The organism is Bacillus sp. TE9106W (assembly GCF_054062215.1).
The window spans coordinates 407,258-432,109 of sequence record NZ_JBSSFA010000001.1; the positions used below are offsets into that span (position 1 = coordinate 407,258).

General features: G+C 35.5%; 24 protein-coding genes and 1 other annotated feature. Of the genes, 6 read left to right on the forward strand and 18 right to left on the reverse strand.

Annotated features, from left to right (window positions below):
* Nucleotides 1-258: 258 nt before the first annotated feature.
* Nucleotides 259-1,467, reverse strand: a complete 1,209-nt coding sequence (locus tag ACVWY7_RS02245) for a BclA C-terminal domain-containing protein (protein WP_456523635.1) — start codon at nucleotides 1,465-1,467, stop codon at nucleotides 259-261.
* Nucleotides 1,468-1,845: 378 nt separating this feature from the next.
* Here ACVWY7_RS02245 and ACVWY7_RS02250 point away from each other — a divergent pair, with 378 nt between their 5' ends.
* The 3 genes from ACVWY7_RS02250 to ACVWY7_RS02260 all read left to right on the forward strand — a co-directional run bounded on the left by ACVWY7_RS02250 (nucleotide 1,846) and on the right by ACVWY7_RS02260 (nucleotide 5,481).
* Nucleotides 1,846-2,820 (forward strand): ABC transporter substrate-binding protein, encoded by a 975-nt coding sequence (locus tag ACVWY7_RS02250; RefSeq protein WP_105989294.1) that lies wholly within the window; start codon nucleotides 1,846-1,848, stop codon nucleotides 2,818-2,820.
* Nucleotides 2,821-2,827: 7 nt separating this feature from the next.
* A complete protein-coding gene (fhuB, locus tag ACVWY7_RS02255) occupies nucleotides 2,828-4,864 on the forward strand; it encodes a Fe(3+)-hydroxamate ABC transporter permease FhuB (RefSeq protein ID WP_105989296.1) in 2,037 nt (678 codons plus the stop codon).
* Nucleotides 4,865-4,977: 113 nt separating this feature from the next.
* Nucleotides 4,978-5,481 (forward strand): DinB family protein, encoded by a 504-nt coding sequence (locus ACVWY7_RS02260; protein ID WP_000285027.1) that lies wholly within the window; start codon nucleotides 4,978-4,980, stop codon nucleotides 5,479-5,481.
* Nucleotides 5,482-5,544: 63 nt separating this feature from the next.
* Here the strand turns inward: ACVWY7_RS02260 and ACVWY7_RS02265 are convergent, their stop codons facing one another.
* The 7 genes from ACVWY7_RS02265 to ACVWY7_RS02295 form a co-directional block, all read right to left on the reverse strand.
* On the reverse strand, nucleotides 5,545-6,237 hold the full coding sequence (locus ACVWY7_RS02265; protein WP_000945177.1) for an ABC transporter permease: 693 nt from the start codon (nucleotides 6,235-6,237) through the stop codon (nucleotides 5,545-5,547).
* A 24-nt stretch (nucleotides 6,238-6,261) separates the two neighbouring features.
* A complete protein-coding gene (locus tag ACVWY7_RS02270) occupies nucleotides 6,262-7,134 on the reverse strand; it encodes a DUF4097 family beta strand repeat-containing protein (protein ID WP_142395527.1) in 873 nt (290 codons plus the stop codon).
* A 34-nt stretch (nucleotides 7,135-7,168) separates the two neighbouring features.
* Nucleotides 7,169-7,873 (reverse strand): ABC transporter permease, encoded by a 705-nt coding sequence (locus ACVWY7_RS02275; RefSeq protein WP_000945213.1) that lies wholly within the window; start codon nucleotides 7,871-7,873, stop codon nucleotides 7,169-7,171.
* Nucleotides 7,874-7,907: 34 nt separating this feature from the next.
* Nucleotides 7,908-8,057 carry a hypothetical protein gene (locus tag ACVWY7_RS02280; RefSeq protein ID WP_212114074.1) on the reverse strand — a complete coding sequence of 50 codons (150 nt, stop codon included), beginning with the start codon at nucleotides 8,055-8,057 and terminating at the stop codon, nucleotides 7,908-7,910.
* A 4-nt stretch (nucleotides 8,058-8,061) separates the two neighbouring features.
* Nucleotides 8,062-8,985, reverse strand: coding sequence for an ABC transporter ATP-binding protein (locus ACVWY7_RS02285; RefSeq protein ID WP_000221099.1), 924 nt, complete (start codon nucleotides 8,983-8,985; stop codon nucleotides 8,062-8,064).
* Between the two features lie 125 nt (nucleotides 8,986-9,110).
* On the reverse strand, nucleotides 9,111-10,046 hold the full coding sequence (locus tag ACVWY7_RS02290; RefSeq protein WP_000247666.1) for a HAMP domain-containing histidine kinase: 936 nt from the start codon (nucleotides 10,044-10,046) through the stop codon (nucleotides 9,111-9,113).
* 1 nt (nucleotide 10,047) lies between these two features.
* The gene (locus ACVWY7_RS02295) at nucleotides 10,048-10,740 is read right to left on the reverse strand and encodes a response regulator transcription factor (protein WP_000018056.1); all 693 of its coding nucleotides are present in this window, start codon (nucleotides 10,738-10,740) and stop codon (nucleotides 10,048-10,050) included.
* A 168-nt stretch (nucleotides 10,741-10,908) separates the two neighbouring features.
* Here ACVWY7_RS02295 and ACVWY7_RS02300 point away from each other — a divergent pair, with 168 nt between their 5' ends.
* Entirely contained in the window at nucleotides 10,909-11,082 is a 174-nt protein-coding gene (locus tag ACVWY7_RS02300) for a hypothetical protein (protein ID WP_001293575.1), read from the forward strand.
* Nucleotides 11,083-11,277: a YwbE family protein gene (locus tag ACVWY7_RS02305; protein WP_001014310.1), complete on the forward strand. Its 195-nt coding sequence runs from the start codon at nucleotides 11,083-11,085 to the stop codon at nucleotides 11,275-11,277. It abuts the gene before it with no gap.
* A gap of 39 nt (nucleotides 11,278-11,316) precedes the next feature.
* Here the strand turns inward: ACVWY7_RS02305 and ACVWY7_RS02310 are convergent, their stop codons facing one another.
* On the reverse strand, nucleotides 11,317-12,516 hold the full coding sequence (locus ACVWY7_RS02310) for a class I SAM-dependent rRNA methyltransferase (RefSeq protein WP_001255954.1): 1,200 nt from the start codon (nucleotides 12,514-12,516) through the stop codon (nucleotides 11,317-11,319).
* Between the two features lie 89 nt (nucleotides 12,517-12,605).
* On the reverse strand, nucleotides 12,606-14,396 hold the full coding sequence (locus ACVWY7_RS02315) for a cation:proton antiporter (RefSeq protein ID WP_000230338.1): 1,791 nt from the start codon (nucleotides 14,394-14,396) through the stop codon (nucleotides 12,606-12,608).
* A 370-nt stretch (nucleotides 14,397-14,766) separates the two neighbouring features.
* Between ACVWY7_RS02315 and isdG the strand changes: the two genes are divergently transcribed.
* The gene (gene isdG, locus ACVWY7_RS02320) at nucleotides 14,767-15,090 is read left to right on the forward strand and encodes a heme oxygenase (protein ID WP_000587815.1); all 324 of its coding nucleotides are present in this window, start codon (nucleotides 14,767-14,769) and stop codon (nucleotides 15,088-15,090) included.
* A gap of 65 nt (nucleotides 15,091-15,155) precedes the next feature.
* Here isdG and srtB read toward each other — a convergent pair whose 3' ends face one another.
* The 8 genes from srtB to ACVWY7_RS02360 all read right to left on the reverse strand — a co-directional run bounded on the left by srtB (nucleotide 15,156) and on the right by ACVWY7_RS02360 (nucleotide 24,747).
* Nucleotides 15,156-15,920, reverse strand: coding sequence for a class B sortase (gene srtB / locus ACVWY7_RS02325; RefSeq protein WP_105989300.1), 765 nt, complete (start codon nucleotides 15,918-15,920; stop codon nucleotides 15,156-15,158).
* A gap of 31 nt (nucleotides 15,921-15,951) precedes the next feature.
* Complete coding sequence (locus ACVWY7_RS02330; RefSeq protein ID WP_000403746.1) at nucleotides 15,952-16,722, reverse strand: ABC transporter ATP-binding protein; 771 nt, start codon at nucleotides 16,720-16,722, stop codon at nucleotides 15,952-15,954.
* Complete coding sequence (locus ACVWY7_RS02335; protein ID WP_001036821.1) at nucleotides 16,712-17,695, reverse strand: FecCD family ABC transporter permease; 984 nt, start codon at nucleotides 17,693-17,695, stop codon at nucleotides 16,712-16,714. Before ACVWY7_RS02335 ends, ACVWY7_RS02330 begins: the two co-directional genes overlap by 11 nt.
* A 27-nt stretch (nucleotides 17,696-17,722) precedes the next feature.
* Nucleotides 17,723-18,604, reverse strand: coding sequence for a heme ABC transporter substrate-binding protein IsdE (gene isdE, locus ACVWY7_RS02340; protein ID WP_142395528.1), 882 nt, complete (start codon nucleotides 18,602-18,604; stop codon nucleotides 17,723-17,725).
* A 69-nt stretch (nucleotides 18,605-18,673) separates the two neighbouring features.
* On the reverse strand, nucleotides 18,674-21,010 hold the full coding sequence (locus tag ACVWY7_RS02345) for an NEAT domain-containing protein (protein WP_105989304.1): 2,337 nt from the start codon (nucleotides 21,008-21,010) through the stop codon (nucleotides 18,674-18,676).
* Between the two features lie 21 nt (nucleotides 21,011-21,031).
* The gene (isdC, locus tag ACVWY7_RS02350) at nucleotides 21,032-21,757 is read right to left on the reverse strand and encodes a heme uptake protein IsdC (protein WP_001226904.1); all 726 of its coding nucleotides are present in this window, start codon (nucleotides 21,755-21,757) and stop codon (nucleotides 21,032-21,034) included.
* A 497-nt stretch (nucleotides 21,758-22,254) separates the two neighbouring features.
* A complete protein-coding gene (gene brnQ6 / locus ACVWY7_RS02355; protein ID WP_456523636.1) occupies nucleotides 22,255-23,580 on the reverse strand; it encodes a branched-chain amino acid transport system II carrier protein BrnQ6 in 1,326 nt (441 codons plus the stop codon).
* A 113-nt stretch (nucleotides 23,581-23,693) separates the two neighbouring features.
* Nucleotides 23,694-23,949, reverse strand: a binding site (T-box leader).
* Between the two features lie 108 nt (nucleotides 23,950-24,057).
* Nucleotides 24,058-24,747 (reverse strand): 23S rRNA pseudouridine(2604) synthase RluF, encoded by a 690-nt coding sequence (locus tag ACVWY7_RS02360; protein ID WP_000700723.1) that lies wholly within the window; start codon nucleotides 24,745-24,747, stop codon nucleotides 24,058-24,060.
* Between the last annotated feature and the right edge of the window lie 105 nt (nucleotides 24,748-24,852).

Consider the following 24,852-nt stretch of genomic DNA (forward strand, 5'->3'; position numbering starts at 1 on the left):
CACACCAATCGGGCTTTTACGGGCAGTTGATCACCCAGCTAACTTCTTTAATTTTGCTGAATTTTGAGGTGGAATCTTACTGCCCACAAATAGCGAGATAAATGAATGTTCATTCATGATGGTTGTTTTCATTATATTATAGTCACCATAACGTTACAATCATAATATTCTGACTTTTATATAACTATGCTTTACTTCATTAACTTCTTATTATATGTAGAAACTCTCCTAATCTTAAAAGAGTAAGAGAGTTATTATTCAACTTAACCTTATTATCGTTAACACAGCTCCTGGTGTAGTTGTTGATAATGTTGCAACAGCTAACAAACCAAATAGTTGCAAACTAATAGCACTTCCAGCCGCAAGAGTAGTAATAATTGTTGCACTAAATGATGTGGTTGCTAACGCAGGAGAATTAATCGTCCCAGCAAGTGGCGCTCCATTAATTGTAATCCGCGAACTAACTAATAACGAAGCCGTTATATTAATTGTATATGAAATATAATAATTCCCAGCATTTGCAACCGTAAATACTGTATTTCCACCAGAAATAGTAATTCCTGGACCGATGTTTTGATTATTTGGAAGCGTGACATTCGTTCCCCCAAGAAGTACCGATATCGCTGTCCCTGACGTATTATTTGCAAATGCATACGTCGCCGTAATACTTGTACCTGTTACTCCCGTCGGACCAATCTCTCCTGTTGGACCTGTTGCTCCCGTTATTCCTGTTGTTCCCGTTGGACCCGTTGCTCCTGTTACTCCCGTTGCTCCTGTCGCTCCCGTTGCTCCTGTTGCTCCCGTTATTCCTGTCGCTCCCGTTATTCCTGTCGCTCCCGTTGGACCCGTTGCTCCTGTTATTCCTGTCGCTCCCGTTGGACCCGTTACTCCCGTTATTCCTGTTGCTCCTGTTGCTCCCGTTATTCCTGTCGCTCCCGTTGGACCCGTTGCTCCCGTTGCTCCTGTTACTCCCGTTACTCCTGTTGCTCCTGTTACTCCCGTTGCTCCTGTTACTCCCGTTATTCCTGTCGCTCCCGTTGCTCCTGTTGCTCCCGTTGCTCCTGTTGCTCCTGTTACTCCCGTTGCTCCTGTTACTCCCGTTATTCCTGTCGCTCCCGTTGCTCCTGTTACTCCTGTTACTCCCGTTACTCCTGTTGCTCCTGTTACTCCCGTTGCTCCTGTTACTCCCGTTATTCCTGTCGCTCCCGTTGCTCCTGTTGCTCCTGTTGCTCCTGTTACTCCTGTTACTCCTGTTACTCCTGTTATTCCCGTCGGACCTGTTGCTCCTGTTGCTCCCGTCGGACCTGTTGCTCCTGTTGCTCCTGTTGCTCCTGTTGCTCCCGTCGGACCTGTTGGACCCAGCTTAGGAACTGTTCCATCGCAACTAAAACAGCATGAATCAACATGTACACCATTTTGATTATTACAACTACAATATCCATTTATATTATTTCTCCATGAAGACATGTTGATCACTTCCTTTACTTCGATCTTTTAAGTACAATCAACGAGTTAGAAAACAACTATCTAAATAACAAAGACATACTTTGTCTAGTGGGGATAAACGCAGATTTATTCCATATATTCTAGTAATTATTACATGCAATTTGCTTTCCTTTTGCTTGTACTTTCGCCTCATCTCCACAGATTATTAACCTTACATATTCCGTTTTTCGTACACAGCCAATTTCCCATTGAAACTTCCCATATTCGCTATTTTTCGTCAAAATTTTAGAAAAATATTGACACTTAAAATATCCTCATAGTATGATTTGGGTGTTGTAATTGATAACCATTTTCATTTATGGTGCTAGTTACAAAAAATACTTAATTTTGGGGCAGAAGATGAAGAAAATTCTCAGTATTTTCATAGTAATTCTTCTATTCGCTGTTGGATGCGGACAGCAAAAAGAGGAGAAAAAAGAAACAAATACAGATGATAAGAAGCAAGCTATAACAATTAAACACGCTGAAGGGGAAACGAAGTTAGATAAACCAGCGAAAAAAGTAGTTGTACTTGAGTGGGTATATTCAGAAGACTTATTAGCACTTGGTGTTCAGCCAGTAGGGATGGCAGACATTAAGAATTATAATAAATGGGTAAATACAAAAACAAAACCGAGTAAAGATGTTGTAGATGTCGGGACACGTCAACAACCAAACTTAGAAGAAATTAGCCGTTTAAAACCAGACTTAATTATCACAGCTTCATTCCGTGGTAAAGCAATAAAAAATGAATTAGAGCAAATTGCACCAACAGTTATGTTTGATCCATCAACAAGCAATAACGATCACTTTGCTGAAATGACAGAAACATTTAAACAAATTGCAAAAGCAGTTGGAAAAGAAGAAGAAGGTAAAAAGGTATTAGCTGATATGGATAAAGCATTCGCTGATGCAAAAGCAAAAATTGAGAAAGCAGACTTAAAAGATAAAAACATCGCAATGGCACAAGCATTTACTGCTAAAAACGTACCAATATTCCGTATCTTAACTGACAATTCTTTAGCTTTACAAGTTACAAAAAAATTAGGTTTAACAAATACTTTTGAAGCAGGAAAATCTGAGCCTGATGGTTTCAAACAAACAACTGTGGAATCATTACAAAGTGTACAAGATTCAAACTTCATTTACATTGTAGCGGATGAAGATAACATTTTTGACACGCAACTAAAAGGCAACCCTGCTTGGGAAGAATTAAAATTCAAAAAAGAAAACAAAATGTATAAATTAAAAGGCGACACTTGGATTTTCGGTGGTCCTGAGTCTGCAACATCTTTAGCAACACAAGTAGCAGATGTAATGACAGCGAAGAAGTGATTACACGATGAATAACTTACAACATACACTTCGAGCAAGTCTTGTATTCGGAGGAGGAGCAGCTCTCTTGCTCCTCCTTTTCTTTATTCATATCGGACAAGGTCAAGCAAACATTTCCTATAGTATGATTATTGAGGCTCTTATCTCACCGAACCAATCGCTAGAACACCAAACTTTAATTATGCTTCGATTACCTAGAGCCGTAATTGCCATTTTAGCTGGCGGTGCTCTCGCTGCGTCTGGGGTCATTTTACAAACGTTAACAAAAAACCCACTTGCTGAATCCAGTACAATGGGTATTCATTCTGGTGCATATTTCTTTCTAGTAGCGGCTACAATTTTCTTACCGAAAGGTTTACAAATTAACTCACTTCTTTTCACATTTATCGGTGGTGCAATTACTGCTTTATTTGTATACCGTATTTCTGGTGGAAAAAAGGGGACCCCGCTTAGAATGGCACTGGCTGGGATGGTCGTTACATTAATGCTTTCTGCTTTTACGGGAACGATGCAGCTTTTCTATGAAAATGAAACAGCTGGTTTATTTTTATGGGGAGCTGGCTCTCTTATTCAAAATAACTGGGATGGCGTTCAATTTGCTTTTCCATTTATCATTATTTCTTTCCTAGTTTTACTTGTCATATCTCGCAAACTCAACATTCTCTTACTTGGTGATGATGTTGCGGTTTCTCTTGGCGAAAAAACAGCAGTAACACGTCTTATCGCCTTCATTGCTGCAATCTTTTTAACAGCAGTCATTGTTACTGTCGTTGGACCAATTGGTTTTGTCGGCTTAGTTGCACCTCATTTAATGCGCCTGATCGGATACCGTCAACACTTTACTCTTCTTCTCTCTTCTTTCTTATGGGGAGCAGTATTATTACTTGGAGCAGATGTTGTTGGTAGACTAATAGATCCAACCGGTGCCGAACTTCCTGTTGGGGCAGTCACGGCAATGATTGGATCGCCTTGGCTTATTTACTTAGTGTATCGGATGATGAAGTCAAAACAATATATGAATGATAACGGTGCGAATGCAGCTGGAGCTAGTTCCCGCTATTACTCTTATAAAAAGGTAATCATTATATCTATCACATTCTGTATTGTGACAATTGCTCTTGGTGTTACAATCGGTAGTAACGCTTATATCGAAAGCATTACAAATGTTATATCAGGCCAATTAACACAATTTGATAAAAACATGATGATGAACCTTCGTTTACCAAGAATGCTCGTTGCTGCTATCGCTGGCGCATGCCTTGCAATAAGCGGGCTTGTTTTCCAAGGTATATTACGAAACCCACTTGCAGATCCTTCTATTATCGGGATTTCATCAGGAGCTGGTGTTGGTGCTTTAACTATTATGTATGTCTTTCCTGCACTTCCTGGTTTCTTCCTACCTATTGGTGCATTTATCGGCGGACTACTTGCAGTTGGAATTGTCCTCTTCTTCTCATGGAAATCAGGATTTAGCCCAACAGCTCTTGCTTTAATAGGAATCGGTATTTCAGCTCTCGGCTCAGCGATTATTCAAATCTTTATCGTTAGAGCAAATTTGAATGTTGCCGCTGCTTTAACATGGTTATCAGGTAGTACGTACGCAAGAGGATGGAACCATTTAGAAAATATCATTCTATATCCATCGCTAGTTCTTGTATTCATTATCTTTTTCTTAATAAAACAACTTGACGTTCTCGTACTTGGGGATGATTTAGCAACAGGACTCGGGCAACCAGTAAATAAAACGCGCCTTGCCCTCATTGTGTTAGCAACGCTACTTGCATCTGTAAATATCGCAGCTGTCGGTACAATTGCCTTTCTAGGCCTTGTCGCACCACACTTAGCGCGAATTGTTGTTGGAATGAATCACCAAAGACTATTCGTTTGCTCTGCACTGTTTGGAGCAATCCTTCTTTCCATCGCTGACTTACTCGGACGAACAATTGCATACCCGAAAGAAATCCCTTCAGGTCTTGTAGTTGCTGTACTTGGCGCACCTTATTTCTTATGGCTGATGAGGAAGAGTGGGAAGAAGGTTAATTAAAAAAAGAGGCTTCTTATGTGAGAAGCCTCTTTTTTAATTCATTCTCATAAGCCTAAAGGAAACTATCTTTTTTTCACGAATTTAACCTATGAACATAACTAGGGGGGATAACAATGTATCAAACACTTGAAGGCTTCTTGCAATCATGGACATACGAGGCTGAGTCTACTCAGAAAATGCTTGATTCATTAACCGATGCATCTTTATCACAAGAAATTGCACCTGAGCATTGGACGTTAGGCAGAGTTGCTTGGCATATCGTGACGGCAATTCCAGTTATACTATCTGGTACGGGACTTAAATTTGAAGGAGAAACGAAAGATTATCCTGTACCAACTTCAGCAAAAACAATTGCAGATGGGTATCGTAAAGTGAATACGGCTTTTGTTGAAGCACTTCAAAGCGAATGGACGGATAAAGACTTAGCTACTATCAATGACTTCTTTGGTCGTCCTATGCCAAATTCTATATTTTTAATGACACTTATTAATCATCAAAATCATCACCGTGGACAAATGACAGTTTTAATGCGGCAAGCTGGCTTAACAGTTCCTGGCGTATATGGACCCGCAAAAGAAGAATGGGCTGCCGCTGGAATGGAAGCACCTAAAATGTAACTACAAAAAAAGACAAGGTGTTTACCATCTTGTCTTTTTCTGTAACTTGTTTCATGTGAAACTTTATAATGCATCTTCCCTCTCTATATTTTTAATGCCGTAATATGCAATCACTACTCCAATTGCTGCCAATGCTAGTTGAAGAGGAAGAAAAGTTGCTGTAGAAAACGATGGGTTGCTATTCATTGCAATTGAGACAACGATAAGAGATGAAACAATTGTAGTTGGCACGGAACGTTTACGCATTCCGAAATATAATGGGATTAAACTCATTCCCGCAGTTGCAATGGCTAAAGGAACTAGTTTTATTCCTTCTTGCATCAATTGATCTACTGTGAATGAATTAGGAAGAATTGAAAAATAACTATCTATCCCAAAGAAAATTCCTACTACTAAAATGTTAGATACAATAACTGTTATAAATGTTACTATCGCTGTAATAGCCAACTTACTAGCCATCATTTTCTTTCGGTGAATAGGATACGAAAACATAAGTAGTATTGTTTTATCTTTATATTCACCAATTATTAACCTTGCGATTAACACACTACCAAAAATAATAAACGTTGCTCTTACTAACGCACTAGCCATTAACAAAATTGTCTGTGGATCTCTTATTTCTGGATCTCCTTCTATTTGTGCAATGAAACTAACAAAGATTAATAATGCCATTATAATGATATTTGCAATAACTGCTCCCCTCACATACCATCCAAACTTAAACTTCTTCAATTCTAACTCCATAAGACGTAGCATGATATTCCTCCTTCCTCCTTGGACTTAATCAATATAAATGACTCCTGTTTCACTTAAAATCTTCGCTTCATTTTTTGCATCACCAATCGTTCCTACTTTTATTTTTTCTGTATTTTTATCTTTCTTAAGTCCTTTTAAATCCACTATTACGTCAGCTGAATTACTTTTAGCCATAAGCTTCAATGATGCCGGGACACCTTTATACCGTACGCCAATATCACCTGATTTTGTTGCTATAAATAATGATTTTCCTTCTGTCATATCTTTCAGTAATACTTCCCCAGATGTTGAAATGATGTTCATATTTGAGTTACTTACATTTGTTATATAGTTATCACCAGTCGTAGACTTTATATTTAATTCTTGTACTGAACTACCTTTTACAACTAACTCTCCACTTTGCGATATGAATTCACCTTTCTCGGCTGATAGTCCTACAATCATTCCATCTCCAGACTTGCCTTTTGTCACGATATTTTTTACTACTATATCTCTTATTTTCACATCACCCGATTTATTATCTACTACAATTTTATCTATTTCTTTCTTCGGAATAGCTATACATATACTATTTTTCTTCCTAAACGTGAAACCATTAAAAAATCTGTCCATCTTTTGTTTTTGTTTAATCACAATTTTATTTTCGTCATTTTCTATTTTGACAGGATCTATCTCTTTATCTACTTGTTCACCTTGAGCGGAAATCACTATTTTATTAGCATCTGTACTTTTAAACTCAATATTCCAATTTTCATTGTCTACTTCTATTTCTTTTATATTATTGATCTCAAAAGACTTTTCTCTCTTAAAATCTTTCCCCTGAAATACCTTAAAACCAAAAACTACACTAGCAATTGTAATGAATAATATTGCAATTACTATTATTTTTTTCACCATTCATACCCCAGTTCGTTTTTGTTGTAGGCTTGCTTCACGCCACATCGATCTTGTCGATTTTACGAAATGATAGATAACTAATGAAAATTCCTAATAAACAGAGCACGATTGGGATAGCTATAAAATCAAATATACTTACTTGACCGTTTCCAGGACCAACGTTACCATTAATCAGCATACCAATTATTACTGCTGAAGTAATCGTTGTCGGTGTCGATTTCTTTCTCATTCCAAAAAATAAAGGAATTAAACTTATACCAGATATCATAAATGCACTTATAATAGTAGTTGGAACGGTAGCTATTATTTCCTCCACCGTAACAGGCGTTTCAAGTATTCCTATTATTGGATTCATACAGAATATGAGCAAACTAATAATAAATGTTGCGATTATCGTGCTCACAAAGCAAAAACTAAAAACAATTGCTAATTTCGCTCTCATTAGCATTTTCCTTTGCAGTGGGTACATAAATAATAGCTGTATTGTTTTGTTCTTGTATTCATCAATCACTAAACGTGATAAAATAACCGATGCAAAAATAATAAATGTAATTCTAATAAAAATATTTGCTAAAGACATGTATTCCATATAGCTAGAGAACATCAAATCATCCTCTACTTTAGATCCCCATGCCATAAGACTTACCGCAGCAAAAATTGCTATAATACCAATCGCTACTCCTTTAAAATAACTAGATAATTTATGCTTTTTCCACTCGAGCTTCATTAATCTAAGCATACAAACCACGCCTCCATTCTTTATATAACTGTCTCTACACTGCTAACATTCTAATTCCAGCAGTAACGAAGCTTAACATTCCTATCACTAGTAGAATTAACAACCATTTCCGCTCTGGCTTCCTATAATATAAAATCCCACTTATGAACATTACGACCAATCCACTTACTAGATTTACTAACAATCCATTAAGTATGAATGCCCTCTCCATCCATTACATTTAAGAAATATTCCTCTAAGGAACTATGTTTCTTATTAATACTTTCTATTTCCACATCGTTCATAATAAGTGCTTTTGAAATAGCTTGCTGAGACACTACCGTATCATACACACGAATCATATTTCCGCTCATTATTTTATAATTTTTTATACCAAGTTTATCTTCTAAAATGTAAGCTGCACGCTTCACATCAGGAACAGAAATTTCAATGTACTCTGTTTGTTTTCCGTTAATACTCTTCATTGAAACTTCTTTTATGAGTTTTCCATTTTGAATTACACCAATTGTATCCGCCATTAGTTCCATCTCACCTAAAATATGACTAGAAACTAATAATGTAATGCCGTATTCTTTGCAAAGCATTTTAAATAAGTCTCTTAATTCTTTAATGCCAATTGGATCTAAACCGTTAATGGGTTCATCTAAAATGAGTAATTCTGGCTTTGTTACGATTGCTCTTGCAATACCGAGTCGTTGTTTCATTCCTAATGAAAAATCTTTTACTTTTTTATTATCTATACCTTGCAGCTTCACTAAATGTAAAGCATGGTCAATTTCATTTTTATCGTAATAGCCCATATATTCACAATGTAATTCTAAGTTTTCTTTCGCCGTTAATTTATTATAAAAGATTGGATATTCAATAATTGTCCCCATCCTTTTTAATACTTCATAAGATGTATCTGTTAACTTCTCACCGAAAATTTCAATCTCACCGCTCGTCGGTTTTATTAAATTTGTAATCATTTTCATAATCGTTGTTTTACCAGCACCATTCGGTCCTAAGAAACCGTATATCTCTCCTTTTTTCACATGCATGTTAACGCTAGAAATAACTTCTTTCCCTTTAAACACTTTCGTTAACTGATTCGTTTTTAATATATAGGTCATGTCACTTTCCCCTTTCGCACTACTTTATATTTCTATAATAGACAACGGAAATCTCTTTTTTCTTACCCGTTTCTTACAAATTCCTTACGCTGCAAAAAAGCTTGTAGAATCTACTTCTCTACAAGCTAAAACTGCATCTTTTTTAATGCAACTGTAAAAATTGTTTTTTCATACGGCTTACTAGAAAGATGAATTTTTCCATCCATCGCTTCCACCAGTCTTTTCGTAATCGTTAACCCTAAACCGCTTCCTTGGTACAATCTATTTCTCGAATCTTCAAGTGTGTACATACGCTCGAACACTTTATCAATATGCGATTCATCAATTCCTTTTCCTGTATCCCATACGTCTATATACACATTCGTTTCATCATCTCTTAACGTCATACCAAGTGTCTTTCCATCGTCTCCATATGTAATCGCATTTGATATAAAATTGTTCAATACCCTACCTAATACTTCTACACTTCCAAGTGCATATATATTTCTTTCTGGTATATCAATATGAACATGAAAACCTTTCGACGTCACTAAATCATAAAAAGATAAAATCTTCTCACGACAAACTTCATTCATATTCACTTTTGTCATCTCGATTGCTTTGTCACCAGATTCTAATTTTGCTAAATCAAAAAACTTATGAATTAGTTCCATTACTTCAAGTGTTTTTACATGCACCTTTTCAAGTAATATTTGTTGTTCTTCTTCATTTATCGTTTTATCACTATTTAACATTTCTGTATATCCAAGAATAACTGTTAGCGGTGTTTTCAAATCATGTGAAATATTTGAAAGCATTTTTCTCATCGAAATTTCTACTTTCGCATGATCTGCATTCGTTTTCTGTTTTGCATCTAACAATTGATTAATTGCCACTAATAATTTTTGCAATTCTAGATCATCTGTCATAACGAGTAACTTCTCGCCTGTTTTTTCATTTACAATACTTTCTAACTTTTCATATGTATATCGCAAATTTTTGCTACTATTTTTCCTCATTTTATATTGTATATAAATGACACATAACAATATGAAAATAATACCTATTAACAAATTGACCATATTACATCACTTCCAACTTATAACCGATACCCCATAACGTTTTAATGTATTCTGGATTAGATGGATCACTTTCGATTTTCTCACGCAATCTTCTCATATGAACATTAATAACGTTATCGTCACCGTAATACTCTTCGTTCCAAATTAGCGTATATATTTGTGCTTTTGTAAATACACGATTTTGATTCTTTACAAACAGTTTTAAAATCTCAAATTCTTTTAAAGTAAGTTTGAGAGGCTTTCCGTTTTTTTCCACAGTAAAATTAATTGGATCAATCGTTAAATCACCAATTTGAATCATCTTTTCTGTTGTTTCTGTAGCCGAATATTTCGTAGACCTCCGAATACCTGCTTTTACACGCGCGGCTAATTCAATCATAGAAAATGGCTTACAAATGTAATCATCTGCTCCAAGTCCTAATCCAACAGCTTTATCAACATCTGTATCTTTTGCCGACATCATTAAAATCGGAACGGCACTTTTTTCTCGAATGATGCGTACAACCTCTAAGCCATCTAGCTTTGGCATCATAATGTCGAGGATAATCAAATCAAATGAACCTTTTAAATATGTGTTTACCCCTTCTTCTCCATCAGATGCGATTGTAACTTGAAAGCCCTCTTTTATTAAATACTTTTCCACCATCTCTTGAATTGAGAGATCATCTTCAACTAATAAAATATGATGTGACATATGTCTATCCCCTTTTTACAAACGTTAACAATTCAATTGTATCGTAACTACTACAGACTTGAAACAAATATATGAATTTTCAAACCAACTTCCCTTCCTTCCTTAACAATGATATGATGAAATTCACTACGATTGTTCATAATTAACTTTATATAAAGGAGACTTATCATGTCAGAAAACAAAAAAGTAAGCTTAGCTGATTTAATGCGCGAACAACTTGCAAAGAAAAAGCAAGATAACGGTAATGGTCAAAATGCCAAAAACCAAAGCCAAGAAACAAAAAAATTACAAAACCAACAAACGAAAAAGACAAACAACCAACGTAGACGTACAGGTGTATAAATGAACGGACAAAAACGTTCTAATATCGCACCCGGCCTTGAAGTTGATATTGTATTAAAACAAGATCAACGCACCGGCAAATTAACACGTGGAATTGTAAAAGATATTTTAACGAACTCCCCTTCTCATCCGCATGGCATTAAAGTTCGATTGCAGGACGGGCAAGTCGGTAGAGTACAAAATATCGTTCAATAAGTAAAGGAGCTCAAGTAAACTCGAGCTCCTTTTTCTTTATTACCCTTTAATTTTCTCGATGAAAACTACTTTTAAATAGTCTCCTTCTTTAAATTGATCGATTGTACGGAAATCTTCTGGTAAAGAATGTTCTTCTAATATTTTATATTTGCCATTCATTTCTTTAAAGGCTGTATCAATAAAGCCTTTAAACTTTTTCATATCGAATGCACTACAATTTGTAGAAGCAACGATAATACCGTTATTTTCTGTAATGGCAATTGTTTCTTTTAATAAATTTTTATAATCTTTTGCTGCACTAAATGTATATTTTTTCGAGCGTGCAAAGCTTGGAGGGTCTAATACAACCATATCGAACTTCATCTTTTTCTTCGCTGCATATTTAAAGTAAAGGAATACATCTTCTACAATAATATCTTGCGCTTCATAATCAACTTCATTTACACTAAACTGCTCAATCGTTTTACTTAAACTACGATTTGCAAGGTCGACACTCGTCGTTTTGCTTGCTCCACCAAGCGCTGCAAATACAGAAAAAGCACCTGTATAAGAGAACATATTTAACACAGTTCTTCCCTTCGCATATTTATCACGAATTTGTTTTCGCACGTTACGTTGATCTAAAAATACGCCAACCATCGCTCCGTCATTTAAATAAACAGCGAAGTTCACATCATTCTCTTTTACGATAAGCGGGAACTCACCGCGCTCTCCTGCTACGAAATCATCGCCTTCAATGTATTTCCCTTTCGTATCAAAACGCTTCTTCTCATAAATACCTTTAAAGTTTGCTACTTTTTGAAGAGCAGCTATAATCTCATCTCTGAAAGTATAAATCCCTTCACTATACCAGCTCACTACATAATAACCGTCATAATAATCGATGATTAAGCCGCCAAGACCATCACCTTCACCGTTTAGGGCGCGGAATGCTGTCGTATCACTTGATTTGTAAAATTGCTTTCGTTTATGTAAGGCAGATTTTATTTTACTTTCAAAGAAAGATTGATTAATTTGTTCACTCTCTTTTCTCGTTAAAATCCAACCGTATCCTTTATTTTGTTTTCCATAATAACCTTTTCCGACAAAGTGGTTCTTCTCATCTACCACTTTAATGATTGTTCCTTCTTCTTGAACATCATTTAAATTTTGAATCGCATCTTTTAAAATAAGCGGATATCCACTTTTAATTTCTTTTATAAATTTCGGTTTTATTTTTACAGTTACTTCTGATCGCATATAAAAACTTCCTTTCCATTTGCATGCTTTCTTTATAGGAAGCACTTAAAAAACGAGACTGAAAAACAGCCTCGTTTCACTATACCATATTATTGCTTTGCTAGTACAACTAGCTCATCCCCTGGCATAACAGCTATATATTTATACAATGTTGAAAAAGTAAGACTACCATCTCGATGGCGAATAAATAATATTAAATCCTCTGAATCGCTTTCTTCTTTATTAATCTTTTGTTCTTCTGCAACTTGTATCGTTTTAAACGTATAACCATCTTCAATTTTTCTATTTAATTCTTCATAAATTTCATTTTGACCAAACAGTAAATGAGCTTTTTTCGAAAGGGAAATGCGTTCTTGTTCAATCTTTTCTACATCATGGATTGGAAGTAAAAATGTATTATGATGTCCAAACTGTGGTACATATGTATTTGCGACTAATACATTATAAGAATCCGTATCTGTAACTGCAATTAAGTATTCATACTGATTCATATCAACTTCAAATTGTAACTGTTCAGAGAGTACTTGACCATTATATGTATTAAGCCCTTTCACCTTTGCACATTGCAAATGCTCTTCTGATACATCTACAATTAAGCTCGGAACACCCATCTCTTTACAGTGCAATGCAAAAGCAGATGAGAATGTACTCGCACCTGAAATTAAAATTCCTGGTGGCTCCGTATTCGCCAATCCTAATCTTTTCGCTAAAAATCCAATTGAAAATCCATGAGCACAAACGGTCGTAATAACGAGTGCAAATGTAAGTGCAGTTAATATAGAAGCATCTTTATAACCTTCTTGTAATAACTCCGTCGCAAAGTAACTTGAAACCGTTAATGCAACAATACCTCGCGGCGCAATCCAACCAACTAGCGCCCGTTCTGCTTTTGTTAACTCTGTGCCAATTGTCGATATCCAAATCGATAAAGGACGTACAACAAATAGCATCATAAGTACGAAGCTTATAATAGGCCAGCTGAAAATCTCCATAATAGTTGTTCTTGGAAGCGATGCTGTTAATATAATAAAAACAGTCGACGTTAGTAGTACAGAAATATTTTCGTTAAAATGACGAATATCACCGATAGAAGAAATATATTTTTTCATCCGCGCAAGCGTAATCCCCATTACTGTTACAGCTAGCATACCTGTTTCATGCATCACCTCATCCGCAATGCCAAAGCATAACAGTACCGTAACTAACAAAATTGGTGCTTTTAAATATTCTGGTACTTTCCCCTTTAAAATCATATAGCTCATAAAAATACTAAATATATAACCGAGTACCATTGCAAATAATGAACCTGCAAAGAAATACAGCAACGTATGTAATTGTACATTTTCTTTCGTTAAGAAATTTACAATTTGAAAGGCGAATACAGCAAGCAAAGCGCCAAATGGATCAACGATAATCCCTTCCCATTTTAAAATTGCTGCTGTTCTTGGTTTTAATCGCGCTTGGCGTAACAACGGAATAATTACCGTTGGACCTGTCACAATAAAAAGTCCTCCAATAATAAATGCAACCGCCCAATCTAATCCAGCGACGTAATGAGCTGCAAGTGAGCCAGCAATCCACGCGATAAACGCTCCAAACGTAACGATACGAAATACTGGTTTCGATAGCCCCCTCAATTCACGTATATCTAAACTTAAACTACCCTCAAACAATATAATCGCAACAGAGAGTGATACGAGTGGACTAAAAACATCTCCAAGCACCTCTTTTGGATTAATAATACCGAAAACCGGACCAATTAATAATCCAGCAACTGCCATAACAACAATCGCAGGGAGCTGGAAGCGCCATGCAGTCCATTGTGAAGCAATACCTAACGTAATAATAATAACGATACTAAGTAAAAGTGATTCAACCATAATGCCCTCCTTGTTCATAGTATTGCGACAGCAAAGTATAAACCATACTTTACTTCTATATATTTTCAATTGATTCTATTTACATAATATATAATCAAGTTAAATATATAGTCAACAGGAGGACACTATACTTACATAAAGTGAAACTTTAATCAGCCCTCACCAATCGGGCTTTTACGGGTAGCCTGCCCCCACCTAACTTCTTCGCTTTCGCTAAATTTTGAGGTGGGGGTCTTACTGCCCGGCAAATAGCGGGATAAAAAATATTATCATAATTTAAGATTATCATTGACATTGATAATGATTTTCATTATCATTTAATGTATATGAATTCTCGAAAATAAAGGCTACACTTATAGGAGGAATAAACATGATTATTGTTACAAATACAGCTAAAATTACAAAGGGTAATGGACATAAATTAATTGATCGTTTTAATAAAGTAGGTCAAGTGGAAACAATGCCAGGATTTTTAGGATTAGAAGTTCTTCTAACGCAAAATACAGTTGATTATGATGAAGTAACAATTAGCACACGCTGGAATGCAAAAGAAGATTTCCAAGGTTGGACGAAGAGCCCAGCATTTAAAGCTGCTCACTCCCATCAAGGCGGAATGCCAGATTATATTCTTGATAATAAAATCTCTTACTATGATGTAAAAGTTGTACGTATGCCAATGGCTGCAGCACAGTAATCATATTTCTTTTTTAAAGTATAGAATAGGAGAAGCGTTACCACTTCTCCTATTCTATACTTTTTTTACTGTCTTTTTACTAGTTTCGCATGTACGACTAACCTTCCTGCTTCCGGATCGAGTGCATAGTCACACGTCGAAAGTGTTACAATTTGATCACTTGCTGTTACTGTTGTATCCGTTTTATACAACGATTTTTCTTGAATTTTCTCCAAAAATGATGTGTATTCCGTATCACCGCTAAAATCCGTTTCAATGTAATAAAAATCAGTTGTTGTTGTATACACCGAGAACACTTCAAGATTATATCCTTCAAATAATGTATCGTAATATAATTTACGATGTGACATGAAGAAATCTTCATCTAACATTTTCTTTAAACTTCCAAACATAGAACCATCTTTCATACGGTGACCATATAAAATAGTATTTCGATTTTGAGATTTCACATCATTACGATAGTCCATAAAGATGCTTCCTGCTCTCATATCTTCGCCTTTATAATTACGAAATAAATAGTAATCATTGTCTTTCGCTTGAACGATTGGATAATTAATTTGTGTATCATCCATCGTAACCCATCCAACTATTTCTTGGTTAATTTGCTGCAGAGCTTTGAACTGTTTACGTACTTCCCCGTCTTGTGATTGCTCTTCCATCGGACTTTTTTCATAAATATTTTGTGCTTCGGCCATTACTTTACGATTTTCATAGTAATCCATGAAAATATCACCTAATTCATATACTGAATAGAAAAAGGTACCTAAAAAAACAACTGTAAGTATTCGTTGAAAAAAAGAATTCTTCTTCCGTTCTTTTTTACTACTCAAATTATCACCTCAAAACGGATTGTTCGCATATTTAAATACCCATTGGGACCATATACAATCCTGTATCTTCATCTTGCTTTACAACGACATCTACACCGTATATCGCCTTTATCATACTTTCTGTCACAACGTCATCCGGCTTACCTTTCGTAACAATCTCGCCATCTTTCATAACGATGATATGATCACTATAGCGAATTGCCTGATTAATATCGTGTAATACCATAACGATCGTCAATCCATGTACTTCATTTAACTCTTTTACTAACTCTAATATTTCAAGTTGATAATAAATATCTAAATAGGTTGTCGGTTCATCTAAAAAGAGCATTGGTGTTTTCTGAGCTAACGTCATGGCAATCCAAACACGTTGTCTTTCTCCACCAGATAAAGCATGAATCTCCTTATCACGTTTACTTAGCAAATTTGTACATGCTAAAGCCCTTTCGATCGCTTCTCTATCTTCATCCGTTTGCGAGGAAAAAATATTTTTATGAGGCATACGACCAAAACTTGTTAATTTCTCTACCGTCATATCTGCTGGTGCTTCATTTTGTTGATGGACAACGGCTAACTTTCTAGCAAACTCTTTCGGTTTATATTGGCTAATCGCCTTCCCATCTAGTATGACCTCTCCGCTACGAGGATCATGATTTCTTGACATCACGCCAAGTAATGTCGATTTCCCGCAACCATTTGGACCAATAATTGTTGTAACTTTACCAATTTCTATTTCACTACTAACAGACTTTAATCGATCCGTTACATTATCATACGAAAAGGTTACATTTTTAATTTCCATGAACTTTATCACTCTTTCTGAGCAAGAATATTAAGAATGGGCCACCAATAACTGCCATAATCGTTGCTGCTGGAATTTCATTAGGTGGCACAATTAACCTTCCAATCGTATCAGCCGTCAAAATTAATAACGCTCCTGCAAGAGCAGAAAATGGAATTAATACTTTATGATCTGAACCGACTAATTGCCTTGAAATGTGCGGAACGAGTAATCCTACAAAAGCAATAACACCTGCAATCGCTGTTGATACTGCAGCTAAAAGTACTGCAATAGCAGAAATAATAAGACGAACTCTCGTCACGTGCAAACCTAAGTTTTTCGCAGTCTTATCTTGTAGCGATAATAAGTTACACCAAGCTCCTACAAACAGAGCAAGAACCAAACCAATTGTTCCATACGTAACCATTATTTCTACATCGCCCCACGTCTTCATCGTTATATTAGAAGTCGTCGTTTGCTTAATACTCTTAATGAAATATCCACAAATCGTAATGAACGATTCATTTAATCCAGTAAACATCGCATTAATAGCTATACCAACTAAAATAATACGAAGTGGACTTAACCCTGACTTCCATGAAAATGCATAAACAAGATAACACGCAAACGCACCACCTAAAAAGGCAAATACTGGTGTCCAGAAAAAGAATTGCGGGAACAACGTTATAATAACAAGTGTCATAAAACTTGCTCCTGAAGATATCCCGATTACCCCAGCATCGGCAAGTGGATTTTTCATTACAGCTTGAAAAAGCACACCAGAAACAGCAAGAGCCGCCCCAGTAAACAGTGCAATAATAATACGCGGGAAACGTAAATCTTTAATGACCTCAACATCTTCATTTGCCCCTGTAAATATCCCTTGTACAAGGTCAACGATACCAACCTCTAAACTTCCTTTCATCGCTGACAATGACGTCATAACAATAAGCAATACAGTAACAATGAAGAAACTCCAAGTTTTTTTATTCATTTCACTCTTCCTTTATATGAAAATGCATCACGGATACATCATTTTCTTCAATTCATCTAACGCTTCGATTGCTTCTAAATTTCCTGTCGTTCCAAATAAACGCTCTTCTAAATCATAAACGCGGTTATTTTTAACTGCAGCAAAGTGTTTCCAAATATCATTTGTTTTAAATTCTTTATCAAACATTTTTACAACTTCATCAGGCATACCATGAGCTGCTCGTAAAATAATATCCGGATCAGCTTTCTTTAAATACTCTGTATTAGAAGCTAAATATTCTACTTGTTCACCTTGTACAATATTTTTACCACCTAGTTGTTTCACTAAATCACCAATATAGGAATTCTCTGTTGCTACTAAATAACTCCCCGGCACACCTAATAAAATAAGTACTGTCGGTTCTTTCTTTCCCTTTACTTCTTTTTGAATGCTAGCAACCTTTTTATCTAACTTCGTTACAACTGCTTCAGCTTGTTTTTCACGCCCATATTGCTTACCTAAATTACTAATGGCGTTTTGCATATTTTTCAAACTAGTTAAGTCTACAAAGTTTGCTTTCATACCTACACCATCGAAAACTGGCTTTAATTCATATTCAAGTGTTGTAACAGATAATACTTCTGACGGCTTTAATGACTTTACCTTTTCCATATCAGGACTCATCGGATTCCCGACTTCAGGTAACCCTTTATATCTCTTCGGTAAATCTTTCGTACTCGTTGGAATACCAACTAAATCTACTTCTAACGCATCCATAATTTCAGTAACAGCAACTGTCGTAGCAACAACTCTCTCTTTACTCTCACTCTTCACCTGTTTTGCTGCTTCTTTTTTGGGCGCCGAGCACCCAGCTATACTCACTAATAAAATGATAGCCATTAGTACACTTGCAATTTTCTTCACTCTCAATCACCACTCCTTTCCAAACAATATGAAACAAGTCTTGATGCACGCAAACATGCATCAAGACTCCAAAAATTACAATCTACCTGCTCTATATTTACGAACTAGTAAAGCAAGTGAACCTAGCAGTAACACCATGTATAAACCAAGTTGTGCTGTATCTGCAGTTTTTGAGTTTTTCTCTTTTTTCAAATCATTATTTGTAGCTTCGTTTTTCTTTTTACCATCTGCATTTCGGTTAAAATCAGGAGTTCCTACTGTTTTTACATTATCTACTTTTGGTGTAGTTACTGGGTTTTTCGGTTCATTCTTTGGCTCTTCTTTTACCGTTCCTACAGCGCCAATCTTCGTCGTATCAAATTGAATTTGTACGTCGTAGAAATGATGGTAATTCATTGAATCGATATCTACTTTTACTTTTGCATTTAATTTTGCAAATAAATCATTAGCTTCAAATTCTACGACTCTTGTATTGGCAGCCTTATCTTCACTTACTACTTTTGCATCTGCAAATCCACCATTATTTTCTGTTTGGAATTTCGTAATCCAGTCACTATTTTTCAGTGTCATTGCAACATACTTCTTGCCATCTTTCACTGTTAATCTTGCTGGACTTACAACATATTGATTCATCATTGAAATTTCTTCTGTCTTATCTTTTAACACTTTAAAGGCAATATCATACTGACCATCTTTTAAATTTTTCGGATCAACTGTTGGGTTTTCATTTAGATTATTCGTTCCATCTTGGTTGTTACTTCCACCTTGGTTGTCGTTTCCGCCTTGATTGTTGTTTCCACCTTGGTTGTCATTTTCGCCTTGATTGTTGTTTCCACCTTGGTTGTCTAACGGTTGAATACTATCATTATCAAATGCAAATTGAATATCATAGAAATGGTGATAATTCATTGAATCAATATCTACTTTCACTTTTGCATTTAGTTTCTTAGATAAATCAGCTACTTCTACTTCTACTACACGTGTATCAGTTTTCTTATCTTCACTTAATACACTTACATCAACAAATGAATTATTCTTTTCAAATTCGAACTTTGTAATCCATGAGCTATTCGTTAATGTGAAGGATACATATTTCTTTCCATCTTTCACTTTTAATACACCTGGACTCTTCGTGTACGTATTCATCATTGAAATTTCTTCTGTTTTATCTTTCAATACTTTAAAACCAATACTGTATTCACCATCTTTAATGGTATCTACGTCTGATTGTTTATCTCCGTCTGGTCGTTTGCCTCCGTCTGGTTGTTTGCCTCCGTCTGGTTGTTTGCCTCCGTCTGGTTGTTTGCCTCCGTCTGGTTGTTTGCCTCCGTCTGGTTGTTTATCTCCGTCTGGTTGTTTGTCTCCGTCTGGTTGTTTGTCTCCGTCTGGTTGTTTACCTCCGTCTGGTTGTTTGTCTCCGTCTGGTTGTTTGTCTCCGTCTGGTTGTTTATCTTCACTTTTAATAGGTTCCAATTTGTCTTGTTCAAATACAAGTTGTACGTCATGCGTTTGTTTATAATTTCTTGATGCCATCTCAATAAATACTTTTGTATTAAGTTTTTTCGATAAATCAGCTACTTCAAACTCTACTACTCTTGTATCTTTTTCTTTATCTTCACTCACTACTTTTGCATCAACAAATGCACCATCTTTTTCCGTTTGGAAATTTTTAATTAATGAGCTACTTTTTAACGTTACAACCGCTTTTTTCTTACCATTTTCTACTTTCAATACTCCTGGATTTTCCATGTAACTATTCATTTTAGATTCTTCATCTGTTTTATCTTTTAACACTTTGAAAGGAATGCTGTACGCACCATCTTCAATTGTGTTAGAATTTGGTTGTTGATCTGGGTCAGGCTTTTGGTCGGGCTTCTGACCTGGATCCGTAGTTTCATTTGGATCTGGCTTATTAGCTGGGTCCTCTTTTTCATCTGGTTTTTCTACATGAATTGGTGTAATGCTATTTTGATCAAATGCAATACGAACATCATATTCATGATGATAGTTCAGAAAATCAATATCTACTTTTACTTTCGCTTTTAATATCTTCTCTACATCTTCCACATCGAATTCTACTACTCTTGTATCTTTTTCTTTATCTTCACTAATTACATTTGTCTCAACAAGTTGACCTGCTTTGTCTGTTTCAAATTTCGTAATCCATGAACTATTTTTTAATGTAAAGGACACTTTCTTTTTCCCATCCTTCACTTTTAAAGTTCCTGGACTTACAGAGTATTCATTCATCATGGATACTTCATCCGATGCGTCTTTAAGAACTTTAAAACCGATTGAGTATTCACCGTCAGCTAATTGAGTAGCTGCTTGAACTGCAAGTGGTTGTAGTGTTGATACGAATGTAAATATCATTAAAAACATAGCAACAACAATCTTAAGATACCTGTTCAATGAAATAACGCTCCTTTTTATTTATTTACTAAACTTCACGTTACGAATTAAGAAAACACCTGAAATAAGAATTAACACCGCAAATAATCCGATACGTGCTTCATCGCCTGTTTTAGGATTATCTGTTTTTTCAGCTTTACCATTTTCATTTTTTGTATCTTTATTTGTTTCTTTGTTCGCTTCTTTTGTTGTTTCTTTATTCTCTACTTTTGTTTTCTCTTCTTTGACTTGTGTACCTGTTTTCGTTTGATCATTGTTTTTTGTTATAGCAGCCGCGCCGTTATCTCCACCTACAGCTTGTACATTTGCATCAAAAGCAAAACGAATTGTGTAGTGGTGGTCATAGTTTGCACTTGGTACGACAACATGAATTTTTACTCCTAATGGTTTTGATAAATCATCAATTTTAAATTCAACCGTTCTTTTATCAGCAGCCTCGTCCTTGTTAACTACTTTTGCATCAACAAAATTCCCGTTCTCAGGAGCTTTAAATTCTGTAATCCAAGCACTGTGATTCATTGGAACTTGAACTTTCATCTCACCATTTTTCACAACTAGCTTAGCTGGTTTTTCAAAATAATCATTTGCCATTGAAGCTGAATCATTTTCCGCTTTTTGAATGACATAGTTAATATCATACGTACCGTCAGCTAGTTGTGCTGAAACTTTTCCATATGGCATGACAAGAAAAGCTAGCATACATACGAGCGTTATAATAAAAGCGGGTAATACAGAAATCTTTCTCATTTGGCTTACTTCCTCCTTGTTTATCTTTCATCCCTACTTTTTGAAAATGATAATTATTCTCAATTTATTAGAAAAAATAATAATCTTCTATCATTATTTAATTGTAATTTATTTATGTAATGTAGATGTTATTGATTATCATTCTCACTGTATGTTAAAAATAATACCCCTCCCTATTCTTTATAAAGAGCGATTCGTATTTTAACATAAGTCCCTATTTTTTCGTTGATTATCATTCTCAATGAAGCTCAAAAAAAATAAAACTAACCATTTTCCTACTCTATCACCTCTATCTACCAAAATGATATCGTTATAGAAAGTCTTATACCTTTCACTCCTCACTTTCCTTCCAATATTTCCACAACTAAGTCAATCTTAGCCTACTCATAATTTTTTTGTCAACTATATTACGTATAAAACTTTAAATATCTGAATTTCCTTATATGCGGCTTTTTCTACAAAAAAAGAGGCTTTCTTTAATAGAAAGCCTCTTTTCTCTATTTTTCTACAGCAACTTCTTGCTTTTGAAACAATGAAATGACATATCCAATTACAATACCTACTAGAGCAGGAACGAACCAACCAATCCCAACACTATATAATGGAATTTTATTTAAAATTGGTGTTAATGCTGCAATCTCAAGATTTGCATTGTGTAATCCATCAAAGAAGCTAATCATGAATGCTCCTACAATACCACCTACATACATTACTAAAGGAAGACGAATATAGTTTTCAACAAGTGATAATATAATCAGCACGATACCAATTGGGTAAATTGCGATTAAGATTGGTAATGCTAATGCATTTAACTGAGTTAAACCAAGATTCGCTACCATAAATGCTAATACACAGAAAATGAAAACAACTTTTTGATAAGAAAGCTTCGGTAATAAAGAGGAGAAATATTCTCCGCAAGCTGCGACAATCCCTACTGAAGTTGTTAAACATGCTGCTAAAATTGCGATTCCTAATAATAAAGTTCCGTAACTACCGAATAAATGATTTACAACGTTTGTTAAAATAATTCCTCCGTTTGCTCCCATTCCAAGAGAGACACTAGAAGCTCCCAGATAAGCAAGCGCTAAGTAAACGAGTAGTAAACCAAGTGCTGCAATAAATCCTGCAAAAATCGTTACTTTTGCAATGCTATTTTTATTTGTAATACCTTTTCCTTTTAAAGCATGAATAACAACATTTCCGAAAACAAGTGCTGCAAGTCCATCTAAAGTTAAATATCCGTCAATAAAACCTTTAAAGAGCGGAGCACTATATGCTTCTGTCGGTGCACCAAATTCTCCAATCGGTGTAATAAGTGCTTTCACTACAATAATTGTAATAACAGCTAATAAAATCGGAGTTAATACTTTACCGATGCGGCCTACTAATTTTGATGGGTTTAAAGCTAAATAAAAAGTTACAGCAAAGAAAATAAATGTAAAGATAACAAGCGGGTACGATTGACCAGCTATCTCACTTGGTAAGAACGGTGCAACACTCATTTCATAAGCAACTGTTCCTGTACGCGGCACGCTTACGAATACACCTAAACATAAATAAATTGCAGTAATAAAAACTAGTGCGAATATAGGGTGTACACGCCCTGCTAACTCATTAATATCTCCCTTAAGAGCTATAACGATAACTCCTAATAAAGGCAACCCAACGCCTGTTACGATAAAACCAAACAATGCGATCCATACATCTGTTCCAGCGCCTTGTCCTAACGCTGGTGGGAAAATCATATTACCTGCACCGAAAAATAGTGCAAATAACATTAAACTTATTGCAAACATCTCAGAAAACTTTAAAGATGATTTCATTTCTACTAACCTCCTAATTTAATTTTAACAAAATATTCTGAATTAAAATCCGTCATATATCCTCTTTCAAGCATACTTCCCCGTAAAAGAACGCAAAAAACACCCGTCCCTAACAAAGGGACGAGTGTTGAAATCGTGGTTCCACCCTTATTCTAATAAAATGAATTTATAACGAAATAAGCTCATTTTATAGCTCGTGTAAATTGATAACGGTTTTATCCGCCAAGAATTACAATGCATTATACATGCAGTTCACTCTTGAAGTTTAGAGGTGGTAAGTTCGTCTTTCCGTATTAGGAAGCTCACAGCCTAAGGCTTCCCTCTCTGAGAATCGTAAAAAACAACTCATGTCCTCATCATTACTTTTATAAAATATCTTGTCGAAACTTGTTGTTTTTTATTATATGGGCTATTTTTTAAAAAATCAATAGTTTTATTTTTTCTGACAAAAAAATATAGGGAGAAAATTTTTCCTCCCTATAACTGTCCTATTAATAATTCTAATTCTTCAGCTGTAATGTCTCGCCACTTTCCTACTTCAAGATCATTTAGCTCTATATTCATAATGCGTTCTCGCTTTAACTTTGTTACAGTAAACCCGAAAGCTCGGCTCATTCTACGAATTTGTCTGTTCATTCCTTGCGTTAAAACGATGCGAAACGTAGACTGATCCACTCTCGTCACTTTACATGGCTTCGTTATTCCATCTTTAATCTTTACACCGCTGGACATCTCATTCATAAACCAATCTGTAAAAGGTTTATCAACTGTAACAACATATTCTTTCTCGTGCTCATGATCACCGTGTAAAATTTGATTGGCAATCCCGCCGTCATTCGTTAAGAAAATAAGTCCTTCTGATGCTTTATCTAATCGTCCAACAGGAAAGATACGCTCTGGGTAATTAATATAATCAATAATATTACCTTCAATATGCTCAGCTGCTGTGCAGGTAATCCCAACTGGTTTATGAAAGGCAATATACACCTTTTCTTTCTCTTCTTTTGCAATAACCTGTCCATCAATCGTTACAACATCTCCTTCATTAACAAGTGCACCGTGCGTGCATATTTCGCCGTTAATCGCTACGCGCCCAGCTTTAATAAGGCGATCTGTTTCGCGTCTTGAGCAAGATTTTGCTTCGCTTATGTATTGGTTGATTTTCATAACTTATTCCTTTTCATATATATTAAAAGCGTCAATCTATGGCAATATTACTCTGCCACGATTGACGCTCGTTTACTTCGCAAAAACAACTAAATAAATAACCCC